Here is a 17,415-nt window from a genome sequence, read left to right on the forward strand (position 1 = left end):
AGCTGTTGCGTTCGCGGTGATCATTTCGTCGGGTCACTTGCGGAGGTCTTGAACAAAGGCGGCGCGCTTGTCCTCCACCGCGCCGAGCAGGGCGTCGGCGGCGTCGGAGAACTGCTTGACGCCATCGACGACCAGGGCGGCGGTGACTCCAGGCAGATCGAGCCCCAAGGCTTGCGCCTTGTCGAGCACGGCCTTGGCCTCGGCGCGACCTTCGGACAGGGTCTGGGCCACGCGACCGTGGTCGCGGAAGGCGTCCAGGGTCTTGGGCGGCAGGGTGTTGACGGTGTCGGGGCCGATCAGGGGCTCGACATAGAGGACGTCGCGATAGTCGGGGTTCTTGACCCCGGTCGAGGCCCATAGCAGACGCTGCGGCATGGCGCCCTTGGCGGCCAGGGCTTTCCAGCGGTCGCTGACGATCATCTCCTCATACCAGGCGTAGGCCTGCTTGGCGTTGGCGATGGCGATCCTGCCGGCCAGGGGCTTGGCCTCCGCCGCCTTCGGGTCGCCCGCCGCTTCGAGGTCGGCGATCTTCTTGTCCATCTGGGAGTCGATGCGGCTGACGAAGAAGCTGGCGACGCTGGCGATCCGGTCGATCGGCTGACCCCCGGCGACCCGCGCCTCCAGTCCGGCCAGGTGAGCTTCGGCCACCGCCTGGTAGGCCTCGATCGCGAACAGCAGGGTGATGTTGATGTTGAGGCCGGCCTCGATCAGCGCGCGGACGGCGGGGACGCCGGCTTTCGTCCCGGGCACCTTGATCATCAGGTTCGCCCGGTCGACGGCCTTCCACAGTCGCCGGGCCTCCTCGATGGTCCCGTCGGTGTCGTTGGCCAGATAGGGCGAAACCTCCAGGCTGACATAGCCGTCCTTGCCGTTCAGGCGGTCGTAGGTGGGACGCAGCTTGTCGGCGGCCGACTGGATGTCGGCGATGGCCAGGCTCTCGTAGGCGTCGATGGCGCTGGCGTCGGGATGGGTCTCGAGGAAGGCATGCAGTCCTTCGTCATAGGCGTCGCCGTGGCCGATGGCCTTTTCGAAGATCGACGGGTTGGAGGTGACGCCGGTCAGGCCGTCCTGGGCGATCAGCGTGTCGAGGCCGCCGTCCGCGAGGAATTTGCGATCGACGAAATCCAGCCAGACGCCTTGGCCGGCCTCGGACAGGGTCTTGATCGGACTGGTCATTGGTCATCTCCGTCGACGGTGAGGCCGTGCTTGGATCGCCACGATTGCTTGCCGAAGCAGCCCTTGCGGTTGCTGCACAACCGGCATTGGAAGGGGTGGTTCCCGTTCAGACCATATCTAGGAAGGCCGCGGCTTCAACGTTAGGGCGGCGAGCGGCCGGGTTCGGCGCGATCATCTGGCCCGCGATGACCTGCCATCAGCGTTTCGCGGCGCGCCAACTGGCCGTCGGGCCTTCAATGAGCAGCAACAGGCCGCCGGCCAGGAACGCCAGCTTCGAGAAGCCGGCGTTCCTGGCTCAGATCAAGCTTCGATATCGACGTCCTTGGTTTCCTTGAGGAGCAGGATTCCGATCACGGCGGTGACCGCCGCGACCACGATCGGATACCAGAGGCCGTAGTAGATATTGCCCGTCGCGGCCACCATGGCGAAGGCCGTGGTCGGCAGGAAGCCGCCGAACCAGCCGTTGCCGATGTGGTAGGGCAGGCTCATCGAGGTGTAGCGGATATTGGTCGGGAACAGCTCGACCAGCATGGCGGCGATCGGGCCGTAGACCATGGTCACGTAGATCACCAGGATCGTCAGGATGGCGACGACCAGCGGCTTGTTGACCAGCGCGCTGTCGGCCTTGGCGGGATAGCCGGCGGTCTTGAGCGCGGCGCCCAGGTCCTTCTCCCATGACGTCTTCCTGGCGTTGAACGCGGCCTTGTCGAGGGTTTCGCCGGCGAAGGACGGGATGACCTTGTCACCGATCTTGATGGTCGCCAGCGCGCCCGCCGGAGCGGCCTGGTTGGTGTAGGTGACGCCGGCCTTGGCCAGATAGGACTTGGCCAGGTCGCAGGAGTGGTTGAACACCGTCTTGCCGATCGGGTCGAACTGGAACGCGCAGTCGCCGGGGCTGGCGACGACGGTCACCGGAGCGGCGGCGACGGCGGCGGCCAACTGGGGGTTGGCCGCGACGGTCAGGGTCTTGAACAGCGGGAAATAGGTCAACGCCGCCAGGACGCAGCCCAGCATGATGATCGGCTTGCGGCCGATCTTGTCCGACAGCCAGCCGAAGAACACGAAGAACGGCGTGCCGATCAGCAGGGAGATGGCGACCATCGAATTGGTCAGGGCGCCGTCGACCTTGAGCATCTTCTCCAGGAAGAACAGGGCGTAGAACTGGCCCGTGTACCAGACCACGGCCTGGCCGGCGGTCAGGCCGACCAGGGCCAGCAAGACGATCTTCAGGTTGCCCCACTTGGCGAACGAGTCGGCCAGCGGCTTCTTCGAGCCCTTGCCTTCCTCGACCATCTTCACGAACGACGGGCTTTCGGCCAGTTGCAGGCGGATCCACAGCGACACGCCCAGCAGGGCGATCGAGATCAGGAACGGGATGCGCCAGCCGAATGCCTTGAAGGCGTCCTCGCCGACCGAGGAGCGGGTCAGCAGGATCACGATCAGGCTCAGGAACAGGCCGAAGGTGGCGGTGATCTGGATGAAGCTGGTGTAGAGGCCGCGACGGCCGGGAGGGGCGTGCTCGGCCACATAGGTCGCCGCGCCGCCGTACTCGCCGCCCAGGGCCAGGCCCTGCACCAGGCGCATGACGACCAGCAGGATCGGGGCGATGATGCCGATCTGGCCATAGCTGGGCAGCAAGCCGACGACGAAGGTCGACAGGCCCATCAGCAGCATGGTGACCAGGAAGGTGTTCTTGCGGCCCCAGAGGTCGCCCAGGCGGCCGAACACCAGGGCCCCGAACGGGCGCACCGCGAAGCCGGCCGCGAAGGCCAGCAGGGCGAAGATGTAGCCGGTCGTCTCGTTGACGCCCGAGAAGAAGTGATGGGTGATGTAGGTGGCCAGCGAGCCGTAGAGATAGAAGTCGTACCACTCGAATACGGTGCCGACGGAGGCCGCGCCGATCACGAGGGCGTCCTTGCGACCGACCTCCTTGCCTCCCTTGGCCCCCGTTGCCGGCTTGATGGCGGCGTCTACCATAGCGATCCCTCCGAAGTGTTCGCCGCCTTGCGCAGCTTGTTTGGTCTGAAACGAGGCGCGAGGCCGATTCTGATTTCGGCTTGAAGGTGGCAGCCCGAAGGGCGGTTGGGGAGGAGAGTTTGGTCGAAGACCGTCGATTTTGCTCGACCTTGATTTTCATTGGCCGCGCGCGGGGCGCAAGAGCGCCCGATGCTGAAAGATGGCGCTCCTCGCCACCCCGGTGAAGGGCCACGCGGTCGGCGGGGTCAACGGCAAGGCGCCTTCCGGCCTCGCCAAATCCTGCTTGTCACACGCCGCCAGGAGACGGCAATAGACGCCGACAAGGAGACCCCATTGCATAAGCCGTCGGCAGAAACCGGCCCGGACGAGGGCGCCGCACCATCCCTCGCCAGGGTGCTCCACAATCGCCACATCCAGTTCATCGCGATCGGTGGCGCGATCGGCTCGGGGTTGTTCCTGGGTAGCGGCCAGGCCATAGCGCGGGCCGGCCCCAGCGTGATGGTCGCCTACGCCCTGGCCGGCATCGCCGTGTTCTTCATGGCCCGCGCCCTGGGCGAACTGACCCTGAACCGGCCCGGCGCGCCGTCGATCGCCGGCCATATCGACGATTGCGTCGGGCGCTGGGCGGGGTTCATCACCGGCTGGAGCTATTGGCTGATCTGGGTGCTGGTGGGCATCGCCGAGATCACCGCCGTGGGTGTCTTCCTCCGCTTCTGGGCGCCCGATTTCCCGCAATGGCTGGCGGCCCTCATCACGCTGGTGACGCTGTACGTCATCAACCGCCACGGCGCGCGGTTCTTCGGCGAGATGGAGTTTGGCCTCACCCTCATCAAGGTGGTCGCCATTCTGGCGCTGATCCTGGGCGGAACGGTGATGGTCGTGATGCATCTGGGCCCGCCCGGGCAGCCCGCCGACCTGGCCAATCTCTGGAAGTTCGGCCTGGCGCCGCATGGCGTGGCCGGCCTGCTGGTGACCCTGCCCGTGGCGCTGTTCTCGTTCGGCGGCACCGAACTGGTCGGGGTCACCGCGGCCGAGACGGCCGAGCCGGAAAAGGCGCTGCCCAAGGCCATCAACGGCGTGATCCTGCGCATCCTGCTGTTCTACATCGGGTCGTTGGCGGTGATCATGGCCATCGCGCCCTGGAGCACCTTCAGCGGCGGCGAGAGCCCCTTCGTCATGGTCTTCGACCGCCTGGGCCTGCCGGCGGCCGCGAGCATCGTCAATTTCGTGGTGCTGACAGCGGTGATCTCCACCTGCAACAGCGGCGTCTACGCCACCGGCCGCGTGCTGGCGGCCATGGCCGAGCGCGATCAGGCCCCCAGGTCGCTGGCCAAGCTGAACGCGCGCGGCCTGCCGCTCAACGCCCTCAACCTCTCGACGGGAGCCATGCTGATCGGGGTGGGGCTGAACTACGTCTTCCCGGACAAGCTCTTCGCCTATGTCATGGCCCTGGTCGCGGCCCTGCTGCTGTGGACCTGGCTGATGGTTGTCCTGGCCCACCTCAACTTCCGTCGACAGCGGGCCCGGGTCGGCGAAACCGGCAAGACCCGCTTTCCGATGCCGATCTATCCCGTCGCCAACGGCCTGGTGATCCTGTTCATCGTCGTGGTGGTCGCGATCATGGCGCTGGATCCAGGCAGTCGGCCGGTGTTCTACACCGCCATCGTCTGGTTCTCGCTGATGGGCGGAGTCTATGTGGCGTGGGGACGGCGGCGGCGTCTCGGCTCGGGCGGTATCGCGGCGGAGGGGCGGAGTGGGTAGTGCTGGTCAGGCGGCTGATGGCCACCCCGCCAGCACCGCTTGTCGGTTGTAGGTTCGGGCTTCCGCGGCCGTCAGTCCGCGTCCGCGGCGAAAGGCGGCGGCCCCGGGGCCTCGCGCGCCATACTGGGCGAAGCGGGCGTCCTCGGGTTGCAGCATGGTGCGCGGATTGCCGTCGCGGCCGGTGTACCACATCTCCGTCCAGCCCTCCGGCGCGACGTGGTTGTCCATCCAGCAGTCGATGAAAGCGCTGGCCCCGACGAAGCGAGGGTCGCCATAGCGGCCGTCCGGAAACTGCCCGGAGGGTCGCCAGGGCCGGCCGAGATAGACGCTGCCGCGCCTGGTTCCGGCGTCCTTGGTCAGGCGACAACGATGAAAAACGAAGCCGAACGGCTGCTCGATCGGCGTGCTGGGCGCGACGACATAGCCGTCGACAGGATCGGCCGGCCGGGGTCGCGAGCGGATTTCGCAATCCTCGAACCAGGCTCGTCCAGCCCCGAAGATGAAGTCGTAGCTGCCGGCGATCAGGCAGCGCTCGAACAGGCCGCGGCCGGCGTCGGGGAACAGGGTGTCCTGGTAGCCGAGGATATCCACCTCGGTCAGGCGCGCGCGGTCCGAACCCTTGTCCAGCATCAGGGCCACGGCCTGAGGACCGCCGCCGTCGTGCGAGCGCAGGCCGCCGGGCCGGGTCATTTCGGCCAAGCCGTCGAAGGCGTTCTGGATTGTCAGGTTGCGGGCCGCGAAGTCGGGCGCTCGGACGAACAGGGTCGGGGTGCGGAAGGTGCCCCAGCGCTTGCCGTCGGGCGCCGTGAGGCCCGAGGCGGCCAGGTGGCTGATGATCGAGGCCTTCCGGTCTTCGCCGACCATGTGGACGAAGGGCTTGTCGATGACGACCTGCTCGTCCCACAGGCCCTTGGTGACAAGGATGCGGAAGGGGCGGGTTCCGTTCGCCGGCGCGGCGGCGACCGCGGCGCTCAGCGACGGATAGGTCGGCGCCCGGAAGCGGCGCGGAGCTTCGGCGCGTTGGACGATGGCGTCGTAGGGCGTCGCGGCGAAGGCCGGGGCCGCCAGGGGCGCCGCCGCCAGGCCCAGCACGAGCGCGCGGCGCGAGGAGGAGACGGCGAGGGGCATCGGGACCTCTAAAGAAAGGCGGGCGCCGGCCAGGACAAGGCCGGCGCCCATTCCTCGGGAGGAGGAACGCGGGGAAGACAGGTTAGAAGCTGTAGCGCAGGCCGAAATTGAATTGCCGACCCGTGTGGGAATAGACGTAGACGCTGTCGCGCTGGCTATCGGTATACTGGTCGTTGAACTCGTCGGTCAGGTTCAGGCCTTCGAACGTCAGCTTGAGGCGCTTGTTGAGGCTGTAGGAGGCCGAGGCGTCGACCGTGAAGGTCTTGCGCACGCCATCGACGTCGTTGGTGCTGGTCCCGCTGGGCACGGCGGTCAGGTACTGGTCGCGATAGGCCCCCGACACCCGGGCGCTGAAGCGCTGGTCCTCGTAATAGAGGGTGGCGTTGAAGGCGTTCTTCGACAGGCCGACCAGGTCGTTCTGCACGAAGCCGGTGGGCGAGCGCGCTGAGATGTAGTCGATCTTGGAATCGACGATCGTGACGTTGAAGATCGCGCCGAGGTTCTTGAACGCCCCCGGCAGGAAGCTGAACGGCTGCTGGTAGCTGATCTCGATCCCCTTCAACGGCCCGCCCTTGGTGTTGACCGGGCGGCTGAACAGGAAGGTGTCGTTGGGCGAGACGCCCAGGCCGTCGAGCAGGCTGACGGGCAGGCCCGAGGCGCTGAACGGCTGCGAGATCCGCGAGGTCTGGATGTAGCTTTCGATGTCCTTGTAGAACAGGCCGACCGACAGCAGCGAGTCCTTGGCGAAGTACCATTCGACCGCCAGGTCGTAGGTGGTGGCGCGGATCGGATCCAGGTCCGGATTACCCGAACTGACGCTGAACACCCCCACCGTGCTGAGGCTGCCGCCGGGCGTCAGGCTGCCGAGGTTCGGACGGGTCATCACCTTGGCGGCGCCGAAGCGCAGGAGCAGATCGGAGCGCAGTTCGGCGGTCAGGTTGAGGGCTGGAAGCACGTCGTCATAGTCGCGATCGACCGTGGCCTGCTGGGCCGCGCCCGCCACCAGCTGGTAGCCGGTCGAGCTCTGCTCCGTCTTCACGTAGCGCACGCCCAGGTCGCCGCGGATGGGTATGGCGAAGCGGTCGGTGTCGAAGTCCAGCTGCGCATAGGCCGCCGTGTCCTTCTCCTCGACGCCGCGGATGTTGCCGCGGGCGTTGGCGTTGCTGGCCCCGCTCAGTTCGAACAGGCCCTGGCCGTTGTAGATGTCGAACAGCTTGGCGAAGGCGTTCAGGTCGGGCGCCGACCACGAGGTCGGCACGCCGTTCGGCGCGCCGAGGTTCTTGCCGAAGCCCGAGATGGTTTTGGTCAGGCTGGCCAGGGTGACGCCGACAGGCAGGGTGGGGACGACCGATTCATTGACCCGGGCCAACGCCCAGGAACTGAACTCATACTTCTTGAAATTGACGCCGACCTTGAGATGGAAAGTGTCGTTCAGCTCATAGTCGCCGTCCAGCTGGGCGGTCTGGATGGTGTTGGTCACGCCTTGCGGACGCAGGCGGATCTCCGAACGCGCCGCGCCGAAATTGTAGGCCAGCGGGTCGTTGACGTCGAAACCGTAGTTGATCAGCGGCAGGTTGGCGTTGGGGCGATAGTCGTACGAGAAGCCGTCGGAATTCTCGCGGTTCATGATCACCGTGGTCTGGATCGGGTTGTCGAAGTCGGACTTCGAAAAGCCGACCAGGCCGGTGACCTTGAAGCGGTCGGCGAAGGTGTGCTCGGCCGTCAGGGTCGCCTGGGTGTACTGGGTGTCGAGCTTGTCGAAGCGGCTCTCGCTCTCGATGTCGACGTCGTCGAACAGGCCATAGACCATGTCGCCCCTGGCGTTGATCGCGCCGTCGCGGACGATGATCTCCGGCCGGCCGCCCTGTGAGGCGTTGCGGGCGAAGGACAGGGCCTCCAGCCAGTTCTCCTCGCGGGTCGCCTTGAAGTCCGAATACAGGAAGTCGGCGCTGATCAGGGTGTTGTCGTCCGGGCGGAGTTGCAGCGAGGTGGTGATCCCCAGTCGCTTCTGGTCGTGGGTCAGCCGGCCGTAGCGCGGGAAGCGCGGCGAGAAGGCGCCAGCCAGGCTGGCCTGCGCATAGGGCGAAGCGGTGCTGTAGCCGCCCACCTCGGTTCCGTTCAGCCAGCCGCCCGAGCCGTGGCCCTCCTCGAGCAGCTCGCGCTTGGTGTAGGCCACCGAGACCAGGGCCCCGAGCTTGCCGTCGAACCAGCTATTGCTGGCCAGCACGGCCAGGCGGGGGTCCCACGACTTGGAGAGGTCGTTGTAGCCCTCCTGGGCCGAGACCACGAAGGTCGCGCCCCGGTAGTCGAAGGGACGGCCGGTCTGCAGGTCGACGGTGGCCCCCAGCGAGCCCTCCTCGGTCTGGGCCGAGGCGGTCTTTCGCACCGTGATGCTGTTGAAGAGCTCCGAGGCGAAGACGTTGAAGTCGAAGGCGCGGTTGCGGTTGGCGCCGCCCGAACTGTCGGTGCCGCTGGCCGTGCTCTGGCCCTCCACGCCGTTGATGCGCACGCGGGTGAACTGGGGCCCCAGTCCCCGGACGGTGATCTGGCGGCCCTCGCCGGCGTCGCGGGCGATCGACACGCCGGGCACCCGCTGGATCGATTCCGCCAGGTTGGCGTCGGGAAAGTCGGCGATGTCCTCGGCCTTGATGACGTCGATGACGCCGTTGGCGCGGCGCTTGGTGGCGATGGCGCTGCCGATGCTGGCGCGGAAACCGGTTACCACAACAACTTCGACTTCGGCGCTTGGCTCGGGCGCGGCGGCCTCCTGGGCGATTTGCGGGGGCGCGGGCATGGCCGCCGTCGAGGCCAGTTGCATCGAGGCGCGCTCACCGAGCACGGCGGTGCGACCGTCGTTGGACACCACCGTCAGGGCGCCGCCGCGCAGCAGGCGCGAAAGGCCTTCCTCGACGCTATAGGCGCCGTGGACGGCGTTGACCCGCTTACCCTGCACGGCCGCCTGAGGCGCCAGGATCTGCAGGTCCGCCTGCTTGCCGAACTGCGGAATGCCCGTCGCGGCGGGCTGGGCCGCCACGTTGAACTGCCGAGTTTGAGCGTGGCCCTGGCTGGCGGCCAGCAAAGCGCCGACGCCGGCGGCCAGCATCAAAGTCGTCTTGGCGCAATCGTGCCGCGGAAATCCCATACGGCGCCCTCCCTATAGTTTTTGTCATGGGCATTTCTTGGAACGCCTGACTTGAATGATGCGGGGCGTCCCCGTTTCCGTCAGACGACGGCGAAAATTATTCGCGGCTGGCGACGACGCCGCTCTGGACCAGGATGGTGTCGCCGCGGACCACCACCCGGGCGCCGAAGCTGGCGGCGGCGGCGCGGGCGAAGCTTTCGGGATCGTTGGTGCGGAACCAGCCGACTAGCCGCTGGTTGGCCAGGGCGGGATCGGCGATGACGATCTTGCGGGGATTGTAGCGATTGAACTCGGCCGCGGCCTCGCCGAAGGCGTCGCCGTCCAGCACGATCTGGCCGTCGCGCCAGGCCAGGCGGCGATTGATCGCCGCCTCGGCGGCCGCGGGGGGAGCGGCTCCGGCCTCGTCGCTGACGAAGGTGCGCTGACCCGCCGAAATCCGTTCTCGTCGGCCCACGTCGTTCAACGACCAGACCTCGACCACGCCCTCCGTGACCAGCACGTCGCAGCCGCCGTCGCGGCGGCGGACCGAGAAGGCCGTGCCGACCGCCCGCACACGCGCCGCGCCGCTCTCGACGACGAACGGTCGCTTGGGGTCCTTGGCGACCTCGAACCAGGCCTCGCCGCGATCCAGCCGCACATGGCGCAGGTCGGGCTTCATGCTGACGTCGAGCGTGGTCTCGGTGTTGATGGCGGCCATGGAGCCGTCCGACAACGGCACCCGGCGGATTTCGCCCAATGCCGTGCCATAACGGCTAACCAGCAGACGAGGGACCACGACGACGGCAAGACAGGCGGCGACGGCGGCTCCCATCACGCCGATCAGTCCGCGCCGCGTGGCGAGCCCGGCGTCACGCCTGACCGGCGGCCGGGCGTGCAGAATCTGGGCGCGGTCAAGCATGGTCCAGCCAGCCTGGGCGCGAGCATAGGCGCCCCGCCGGCGGGAATCGCCAGCGAGCCAGGTCTCCAGCTCGGCGCGCGCGGCGCTCGTCAGGTCGTCGCGATCGACACGCACGACCCATCGGGCGGCCTGCGCCTCGATGTCAGCGGCGCTTTCGCGTTCGGTCATTCTGGCTCGGCCTCTTCATACTCGCCGCTTCACTGATCTCGCCCTCCGCCAAGGCCGCGAGGATGGCGCGCAGCCCCCGGACGGATTCGTTCTCCACGACGTTCTCGCTCACCCCCATGCGACGGGCGATCTCGCGCTGGGGCAGGCCCTCGATCTTGCGCATCTCGAAAATGCGGCGGCACCGGTCGGGCAGGGCGGCGATCAACCGCAACACCTGGGCCAGTTCCCGCCGCCCGCCGGCGATGCGCTCGGGCGAGGGCTCATCCCATTCGATGCTCAGGGCGTCGATTTCCGTCACGGCCTCGATGCGAACCACCCGCGCCCGGCGCAGCTGTTCCAGCACGATGCTGCGGGCCGCCTGGAAGAAGTAGGCGCGGGGGGTCTCGATATGGTCGACGCTGGCCAGGCCGGCCAGCCGGCAATAGGTCTCTTGAATGATGTCGTCGACGTCGCCGCCGGTCGGCAGGGATCGCTTCAGCCAGGCGCGCACGTCGGCTTCATGCGGCAGGATTTCCCGCCCAAGCCAAGCCACGATGCGGGCGCGTCCATCCTGCAATCCGTTTCCCCCGCCATGGCGTCGGTCTTTTCCAGGATCGATGCACGGCGCGCGGGTTTCCGTCAAAGAAACGCACGCGGTTCAGTTCACTGGCTGCCAGGGTCGGCGCTTCGGCATTCGGCGTTGAACCTGCCAGGCGACGCCCGGCCCCGTTCGGTGAGAAGGCGGAAGACCCGGATCAGGTCATGACCTCGACGAGCACCGAGCTGGCGACGCAGAAGATCACGACCCCCAGCGGGGGGACTTTCCAGCGCTCCAGGAGCAGGTATGCGGTCGCCGCTATGGCGACGTCGCGCCCATCGCGGATGGAACTGGTCCAGACGGGGTCGTAGAGCGCCGCCGCCAGGACGCCGACCACGGCGGCGTTGATCCCGGCCAAGGCTCCCCTTGCTCCCGGGCGCTGGCTGATCCAGCTCCAGAGCGGCACCCCCGCCAGCACGATCAGCGTGCCCGGGAGAAAGATGAAGAGGGTGGCGATCAGAGCCCAGAGCGCCGCCACCGCGGCGCCATGCGGGGAACCGGCCGCCGCGCCGAGATAGGTCGCGAAGGTGAACAGCGGGCCAGGGACGGCTTGGGCCGCGCCATAGCCGGCCAGGAACCGGTCTTCGGTCAGCCACCCCTGGGGAACCAGCGCGTCGTGCAACAGCGGCAGGACCACGTGTCCGCCGCCGAACACCAGGGCGCCGGCCCGGTAGAAGACCCCCATCAGGTCTGTCGTCGAACCTGGCGCCAGGCTGCCCAACCATGGCAGCCCGACGAGAAGCGCGACAAAGGCCGCGAAGGCGCCGACCCCGACGCGTCGGCGCACGGGCAGGGCGGGCGGCGACGGGGGCAGGTCCACGCCACGGCAGAACACGGCGCCGCCGACAGCGCCAAGCGCCAGCGCGCCCAGTTGCATGGCCGAGCCGCCGATCACCAGCAACAGGGCCGTGGCAACCAGCGCCAGGCCGGCCCGGGGCAGGTCCGGGCACAGCTTGCGTCCCATGCTCCACACCGCCTGGGCGACAACCGCGACGGCGACCAGCTTGAGGCCGTGCAAGCCCGCCAGCGTCAGCGGATTCTTCAGGGCTGGTGCGGCCAGGGCGAACAGATAGAGCGCCAGGGCCGACGGCAGGGTGAAACCGATCCAGGCGGCCAGGGCGCCCAGCCATCCGGCGCGCTTGAGGCCGATCAAGGCGCCGACCTGGCTGCTGGCCGGTCCGGGCAGCATCTGGCACAGCGCGACCAGGCCGGCATATTCGTCCGCCGACAGCCATTGGCGGCGTTGGACATAGGCTCGTTCGAAATAGGCGAGGTGGGCGATGGGGCCGCCAAATGAGGTCAGTCCCAACCCCAGCGAGACCCCCAGGACTTCCAGGGCCGATGGCCGGCGCGGACTCGGCGGGGCCGGGGGCGTCGCCGTTGTCACGCGCGGGTCACGGCTGATCGACCGACGCCGGGTCGTGAACCTCGCGCACCAGTTCGCGCACCCGTGCCTTGGCGATGGCCAGCGCTTCCAGTCCCAAGGGCGTGGCGCGGTAGAGCCGGCGAAACGTTCGCCCTATCTGCTCCTTGCGCGACGAGAGGTAGCCGTTGCGCTCCATGCCGTGCAGCATCGGATAGAGCGTGCCGGGGCTGAGCTTGTAGCCATGATGGCCAAGCTCCTCGATCATCCATTGTCCATAGATCTCGCCATCGGCGGCATGATGCAGAACGTGCAGCCGGATCAGGCCGGCGAGAAGATCGTGGTGCTCCAGCACGCAGGGTCATTCCGTTGTCGGCTCCACGAAATCGAATATCGATAACGAGAGCCATGTGTAGGCGCGGTTGACGCCCTTGTCACGGCCAGTTCAAGCCGCTTGAGCGTTCACGGATCATGCACGCTGGTGAAGCCACCGCGATAGGCTAAGATTGTGAGGTGTTGGCGCGATCACCGAGGCGCGAGTGGCTGGTTTGTTCGGCCAAGGTGACCGAGCCAACGCCCTAGCGGGCGCCGAACGAGCGGGGCAGGCCACGATGGATGAGACAGCGGTCAGCGTGAGGCTGCCCTGGACGGCTCCGGCGATGCTGATCGCATGCGCCCTGATCGGCGTGGCGCTTCTGACCATCGGTCCGGGGAACTATCCGGAGCTCCATACCGTCCTGGACACCGGCATGGCGCTGCTTTCGGTGGTGCTGGCGCTGATGCTCTGGGACACGGGAGAGCATCTTCAAAGCGAGGTCGCCCGGCGACTGGCGATCGGCTTCGCCGCCACCGCCCTGATGGAGCTGGTGCACATTCTGGTGGCCATCGAGTGGTCGGGCGTGTTCGCGACGATTTCCGCCGCCAAGGGCGCGCTGCGGCCTTCCACCTGGCCGCCACCGTCGCACCTCCTGCCGCTCTCGGTGCTCGGCGCCCTCCTCTGGCCCAAGCGAGGAAGGCTGGGGCTGGCCTTGTTCGCCGCCAGCATCGCCGCGGTCGCGGCGGTGCTGTTCGCCGTCTTTCACTACGCTCCGCGCTACGCGCCTCCCGGTCTCTTCGGCGTCACGCGTCCCGCGCTGGTGTTCGCGCCGGTCCTGTGGGTCGCGGCTGGGAGTGTCGCCTGGCGCCTGAGGGGGCGGGAACGGGTGGCCGCGGCGCTTCCGACCACGGCCGCGGTGCTGTTGATCGCCAACATCGTCATGCTCTATTCGCGCGCGCCGGCCGACGGCCCGGCGATGGTCGCCCATCTCGGGAAGATGGCCGGCGACATGACGCTGCTCCTGTTTCTCCTGCGGATGGCTTCAAGCGACCTTCAGGCGCGCGTCCGCGCGGAGGCCGGGCTATCCCGGCTCAACGCCGAACTCGATCAGCGCGTGGGCGAGCGGACGGGCGAACTCATGGCGGCCAACAGGACGCTCGAGCAGGAGATCAAGGCCCGCCGTGAAAGCCAGCGCCTGCTTGAAGCCATCGTCGAGAACTCGCCGGCCGTCATCTATGTCAAGGACCTCGAAGGGCGCTACCTCCTCGTCAACCGCCGCTATGGCGACATCTTCCACGTGGATGCCGATGCGATGGTCGGACAAACCGACCACGACATCTTCTCGAAGGACATCGCCGACGCGTTCAGGGCCATGGACGTGCGCGTCGCCACCGCGGGCCAGCCCTTGCTGGAGGAGGAGGTCGCCCCCCACGACGACGGCCCCCACACCTATGTCTCCGTGAAGTCGCCGCTGCTGAACGACGCTGGCGAGCCCTACGCCATTTTCGGCATTTCGACCGACATCACTGAGCGCAAGCAGGCGGAAATCCGGGTCCAGACCCAACTTGAGCGGCTGGCGCTGCTGGACGAGATCACCCGCGCCATCGGTCTGCGCCAAGATATCGAGAGCATCTTCCAGGTGGTGGTGCGCAGCATCGAAAGCCAACTTCCGGCCGACTTCGCGTGTCTCTGTCTGTATGATGGTCTCGATCGGACGCTGACGGTCGCGGCGGTCGGCGTCAACAGCCAGGCCCTGGCGCTCGAGCTCGCCATGCCCGAGCGCGCGCGCATCGAGATCGACGAGAACGGCCTCTCGCGTTGCGTCAAGGGCCAGCTCGTCTACGAAGCCGACATCGCGGACATCCCTTTCCCGTTTCCCCAACGCCTCGCGCGCGGCGGGCTGCGCGCCCTGGTCGCCGCGCCGCTTCAGGCCGAGAGCAAGGTCTTCGGCGTGATCATCGTGGCGCGTTTCGCGGCCGAGAGCTTCGTCAGCGGCGAATGCGAGTTCCTGCGGCAACTCAGCGAGCATGTGGCGCTGGCCGTACACCAGGCTCAACTGCATCAGGCGCTGCAGGACGCCTACGACGATCTGCGCCAATCGCAGCAGACGATCCTGCAGCAGGAGCGCCTGCGAGCGCTTGGCCAGATGGCCAGCGGCATCGCCCACGACATCAACAACGCCCTGTCGCCGGTCGCGCTCTACACGGAGTCGATGCTGGAAACCGAAACGAGCCTTTCGGCGGAGGCCCGGGGCAATCTCCAGGTCATCCAGCGCGCGGTCGAGGATGTAAGCCACACCATCGCGCGAATGAAAGAGTTCTATCGGCAGCGCGAGCCCCAGCTCGTCCTCGCGCCGGTCAGGCTGCACGAACTGGTCCAACAGGTTTTGGACCTGACGAAGGCGCGCTGGAGCGACATGGCCATGCAGCGGGGTGTCGTCATCGAGGTCCGGACCGAGCTCATGGAGGACTTGCCGCCGACCCTGGGCGTGGAGAGCGAGATCCGGGAGGCGCTGATCAACCTGGTCTTCAACGCCATCGACGCCATGCCTGACGGCGGAACCTTGACGCTGCGGATCAAGCCGGCGGCGGGCGGGAAGGGGCGGGCGCCTCGCGTGGCCGAGGTCGAGATCGAGGACACGGGTTCCGGCATGGACGAGGAGACGCGCCGTCGCTGCCTGGAACCGTTCTACACGACAAAGGGCGAGCGCGGGACGGGGCTCGGCCTGGCGATGGTCTACGGCGTCGCGCAGCGCCATGGCGCCGAACTGGATGTCAGGTCGGCCCTCGGCGAGGGGACGACGGTTCGTTTGAGCTTTCCAGCGCCGGCCGAAGTCGCGATCGCGGCCGCCAAGAGCGACCAGGGCGTCATGCCACAGCGGTTGCGCCTGTTGCTCGTCGACGACGATCCGGTGCTTCTCAAGGCGCTGGGCGACACGCTGAGCGCCGACGGTCACGTCGTCACCACGGCCCACGACGGCCGCGCCGGGATCGACGCCTTCGCGGCGGCGAACGACGGCGAGACTCCCTTCGCCGCGGTCATCACCGATCTTGGCATGCCAAAGATCGACGGGTGGAAGGTCGCCGCCGAGATCAAGGCCTTGTCCCCGTCCACGCCCGTGATCCTGCTGACGGGCTGGGGGCAGGGCCTGCTCGCGGACGCCGACATTCCGCCGCATGTCGATCAACTCCTGAGCAAGCCGCCGAAGCTCAGGGAAATTCGGGAAGCCCTGGCGAACCTGTGTCCGGAGGCCACGCCTTGACGAACCACGCCGCGACCGAGCCAGCTCCATCCCGCATCCTCATCGTCGACGACGAGGCCGCGAACCTGACGGCGCTGCGCGTCACTCTAGGCCACCAGGGCTACGAGACCGAGGGGTTCACCGATCCGACCGCCGCGCTGGCGGCGCTCAAGCAGGGCGGGTTCGACCTGCTGCTGACCGACCTCAGGATGCCGGGCATGGGCGGCGTGGAGCTGCTGCAGCGGGCGCAGGCGCTTGATCCGAACCTGGTCGGCGTGATCATGACCGGCGAGGGTAGCATCGCCTCCGCCGTGGAGGCGATGAAGACCGGCGCGCTGGACTACATCCTCAAGCCCCTCAAGCTTGGCGCCATCCTGCCCGTGCTGTCGCGCGCGCTGACCATGCGCAGACTCCGGCTGGAGAACGCCGCGCTGGAACGCAGCGTCCGCGAGCGCACGGCGGAACGGGAGAAGGCGCTGCGGGAAGTCGAGAACCAGACGACCGAGCGCCTGCGGGCCGAGCAGGCCATGATGCAAATCCAGAAGATGGAAGCGCTCGGGCAGCTGACTGGCGGCGTCGCCCACGACTTCAACAACCTGCTCATGGCCATCGACGGCGCCTTGCATCTCCTCGACAAGCGCCTGGAGCCCGACCATGTCGGTCGCAAATATATCGAGGGCGCGCGCGAGGCGACGCGGCGGGGTGCGCGGGTGACGAACCAGCTTCTTGCCTTTTCGCGCACGCAGCGCATCGAGTTGCAGCCGATCGACGCCTGCGCGGCGCTGCGGGAGGCCGCGCCGATCATCGCCCACGCGCTCGGGCCGACCATTTCGTTGGAGCTCGATTTCGCGCTTGGCGAAATCTGGACCAAGACGCACCGGGACCAACTGGAGCTCGCGGTGGTGAACCTCGCGGTGAATGCGCGTGACGCCATGCCCGACGGCGGCGAGGTCGTGCTGGGCGTCGCGCCCGGGGATGGTCCGACCGCGGTCATCTGGCTGCGTGATGGCGGCTGCGGCATGACGCCGGAAACGGCGACCCGGGCGCTGGAGCCGTTCTTCACCACCAAGGAGCGTGGCAAGGGCACGGGTCTGGGTCTGACCCAGGTCTATGGCTTCGCCCATCAGTGCAAGGGAGAGGTCTCGATCGAAAGCGCGCCCGGTGAGGGCGCGACGGTGCGGATCGTCCTGCCGCGCATCGAGGCTCCGGCCGCCGAGGTCAAGGAACGGCCCGCCGACATAGCCGTCGCGCGCGGCGGCCGGGTCGATCCAGGGCGGATCAAGGTGCTGGTGGTCGACGACGACGACGCCGTTCGCCAGGTCCTGGTCGATGGCCTGCGCGTCGAAGGCTTCGACGTCATCGAAGCCGCGGGCGGCGTTGACGGCCTGGCCGCGCTGCAGAGCCGATCGCCCGACGCCCTGGTGGTGGACTTCGCGATGCCGGGAATGAATGGCGCCGAGGTCGGCGGGCGCGCCCGGGCCCTGAGGCCCGGATTGCCGATCGTGTTCTGCAGCGGCTACTCCGACACAGCCCAACTCGAGAAGGTGGAGGGCGCGGTGCTCCTGCGTAAACCCGTCTCCATCGGGGTCCTGGGACGCGCGGTCATGGATCTGGTGGCGGCTCAGACGGTCTGAAGAAGATTCCGTTCTTGCCGCCTGGTGGTCAGCC

General features: G+C 67.7%; 11 protein-coding genes. 3 read left to right on the forward strand and 8 right to left on the reverse strand.

What is annotated here, in order from left to right; all coding sequences use genetic code 11:
- Window positions 1-33: 33 nt before the first annotated feature.
- Both tal and ASD79_RS12015 read right to left on the reverse strand, forming a co-directional pair.
- A complete protein-coding gene (gene tal, locus ASD79_RS12010; RefSeq protein WP_056721892.1) occupies window positions 34-1,176 on the reverse strand; it encodes a transaldolase in 1,143 nt (380 codons plus the stop codon).
- Window positions 1,177-1,476: 300 nt separating this feature from the next.
- On the reverse strand, window positions 1,477-3,153 hold the full coding sequence (locus tag ASD79_RS12015; protein WP_056721894.1) for an MFS transporter: 1,677 nt from the start codon (window positions 3,151-3,153) through the stop codon (window positions 1,477-1,479).
- 333 nt (window positions 3,154-3,486) lie between these two features.
- Between ASD79_RS12015 and ASD79_RS12020 the strand changes: the two genes are divergently transcribed.
- Window positions 3,487-4,914, forward strand: coding sequence for an amino acid permease (locus ASD79_RS12020; protein ID WP_056721895.1), 1,428 nt, complete (start codon window positions 3,487-3,489; stop codon window positions 4,912-4,914).
- Window positions 4,915-4,920: 6 nt separating this feature from the next.
- Here the strand turns inward: ASD79_RS12020 and ASD79_RS12025 are convergent, their stop codons facing one another.
- The 6 genes from ASD79_RS12025 to ASD79_RS12050 all read right to left on the reverse strand — a co-directional run bounded on the left by ASD79_RS12025 (window position 4,921) and on the right by ASD79_RS12050 (window position 12,542).
- Window positions 4,921-6,042, reverse strand: coding sequence for a pectinesterase family protein (locus ASD79_RS12025; protein ID WP_156400477.1), 1,122 nt, complete (start codon window positions 6,040-6,042; stop codon window positions 4,921-4,923).
- An 82-nt stretch (window positions 6,043-6,124) separates the two neighbouring features.
- Window positions 6,125-9,145 (reverse strand): TonB-dependent receptor, encoded by a 3,021-nt coding sequence (locus ASD79_RS12030; RefSeq protein ID WP_235524429.1) that lies wholly within the window; start codon window positions 9,143-9,145, stop codon window positions 6,125-6,127.
- A gap of 136 nt (window positions 9,146-9,281) precedes the next feature.
- The gene (locus ASD79_RS12035; RefSeq protein ID WP_056721899.1) at window positions 9,282-10,250 is read right to left on the reverse strand and encodes a FecR domain-containing protein; all 969 of its coding nucleotides are present in this window, start codon (window positions 10,248-10,250) and stop codon (window positions 9,282-9,284) included.
- On the reverse strand, window positions 10,225-10,806 hold the full coding sequence (locus ASD79_RS12040; RefSeq protein WP_056721901.1) for an RNA polymerase sigma factor: 582 nt from the start codon (window positions 10,804-10,806) through the stop codon (window positions 10,225-10,227). The genes ASD79_RS12035 and ASD79_RS12040 overlap by 26 nt, the downstream gene beginning before the upstream one ends.
- A gap of 178 nt (window positions 10,807-10,984) precedes the next feature.
- Window positions 10,985-12,214 (reverse strand): chromate efflux transporter, encoded by a 1,230-nt coding sequence (gene chrA, locus ASD79_RS12045; RefSeq protein WP_056721902.1) that lies wholly within the window; start codon window positions 12,212-12,214, stop codon window positions 10,985-10,987.
- Window positions 12,215-12,221: 7 nt separating this feature from the next.
- Window positions 12,222-12,542 carry a PadR family transcriptional regulator gene (locus ASD79_RS12050; RefSeq protein ID WP_056722614.1) on the reverse strand — a complete coding sequence of 107 codons (321 nt, stop codon included), beginning with the start codon at window positions 12,540-12,542 and terminating at the stop codon, window positions 12,222-12,224.
- A 280-nt stretch (window positions 12,543-12,822) separates the two neighbouring features.
- Here ASD79_RS12050 and ASD79_RS12055 point away from each other — a divergent pair, with 280 nt between their 5' ends.
- Window positions 12,823-15,768 carry a PAS domain-containing protein gene (locus tag ASD79_RS12055; RefSeq protein ID WP_235524432.1) on the forward strand — a complete coding sequence of 982 codons (2,946 nt, stop codon included), beginning with the start codon at window positions 12,823-12,825 and terminating at the stop codon, window positions 15,766-15,768.
- The gene (locus ASD79_RS12060; protein ID WP_056721905.1) at window positions 15,765-17,381 is read left to right on the forward strand and encodes a response regulator; all 1,617 of its coding nucleotides are present in this window, start codon (window positions 15,765-15,767) and stop codon (window positions 17,379-17,381) included. Before ASD79_RS12055 ends, ASD79_RS12060 begins: the two co-directional genes overlap by 4 nt.
- The last annotated feature ends 34 nt before the right edge of the window (window positions 17,382-17,415 follow it).

Origin of the sequence: Caulobacter sp. Root655 (genome assembly GCF_001427665.1) — a bacterium.
Lineage (GTDB): Bacteria > Pseudomonadota > Alphaproteobacteria > Caulobacterales > Caulobacteraceae > Caulobacter.

Bases quoted from the DNA above. Each gene is read 5' to 3' on its own strand.
- ASD79_RS12030 (WP_235524429.1), bottom strand. From the start codon at position 9,145: ATGCTGGCCGCCGGCGTCGGCGCTTTGCTGGCCGCCAGCCAGGGCCAC.
- ASD79_RS12035 (WP_056721899.1), bottom strand. From the start codon at position 10,250: ATGACCGAACGCGAAAGCGCCGCTGACATCGAGGCGCAGGCCGCCCGA.
- ASD79_RS12025 (WP_156400477.1), bottom strand. From the start codon at position 6,042: ATGCCCCTCGCCGTCTCCTCCTCGCGCCGCGCGCTCGTGCTGGGCCTG.
- ASD79_RS12015 (WP_056721894.1), bottom strand. From the start codon at position 3,153: ATGGTAGACGCCGCCATCAAGCCGGCAACGGGGGCCAAGGGAGGCAAG.
- tal (WP_056721892.1), bottom strand. From the start codon at position 1,176: ATGACCAGTCCGATCAAGACCCTGTCCGAGGCCGGCCAAGGCGTCTGG.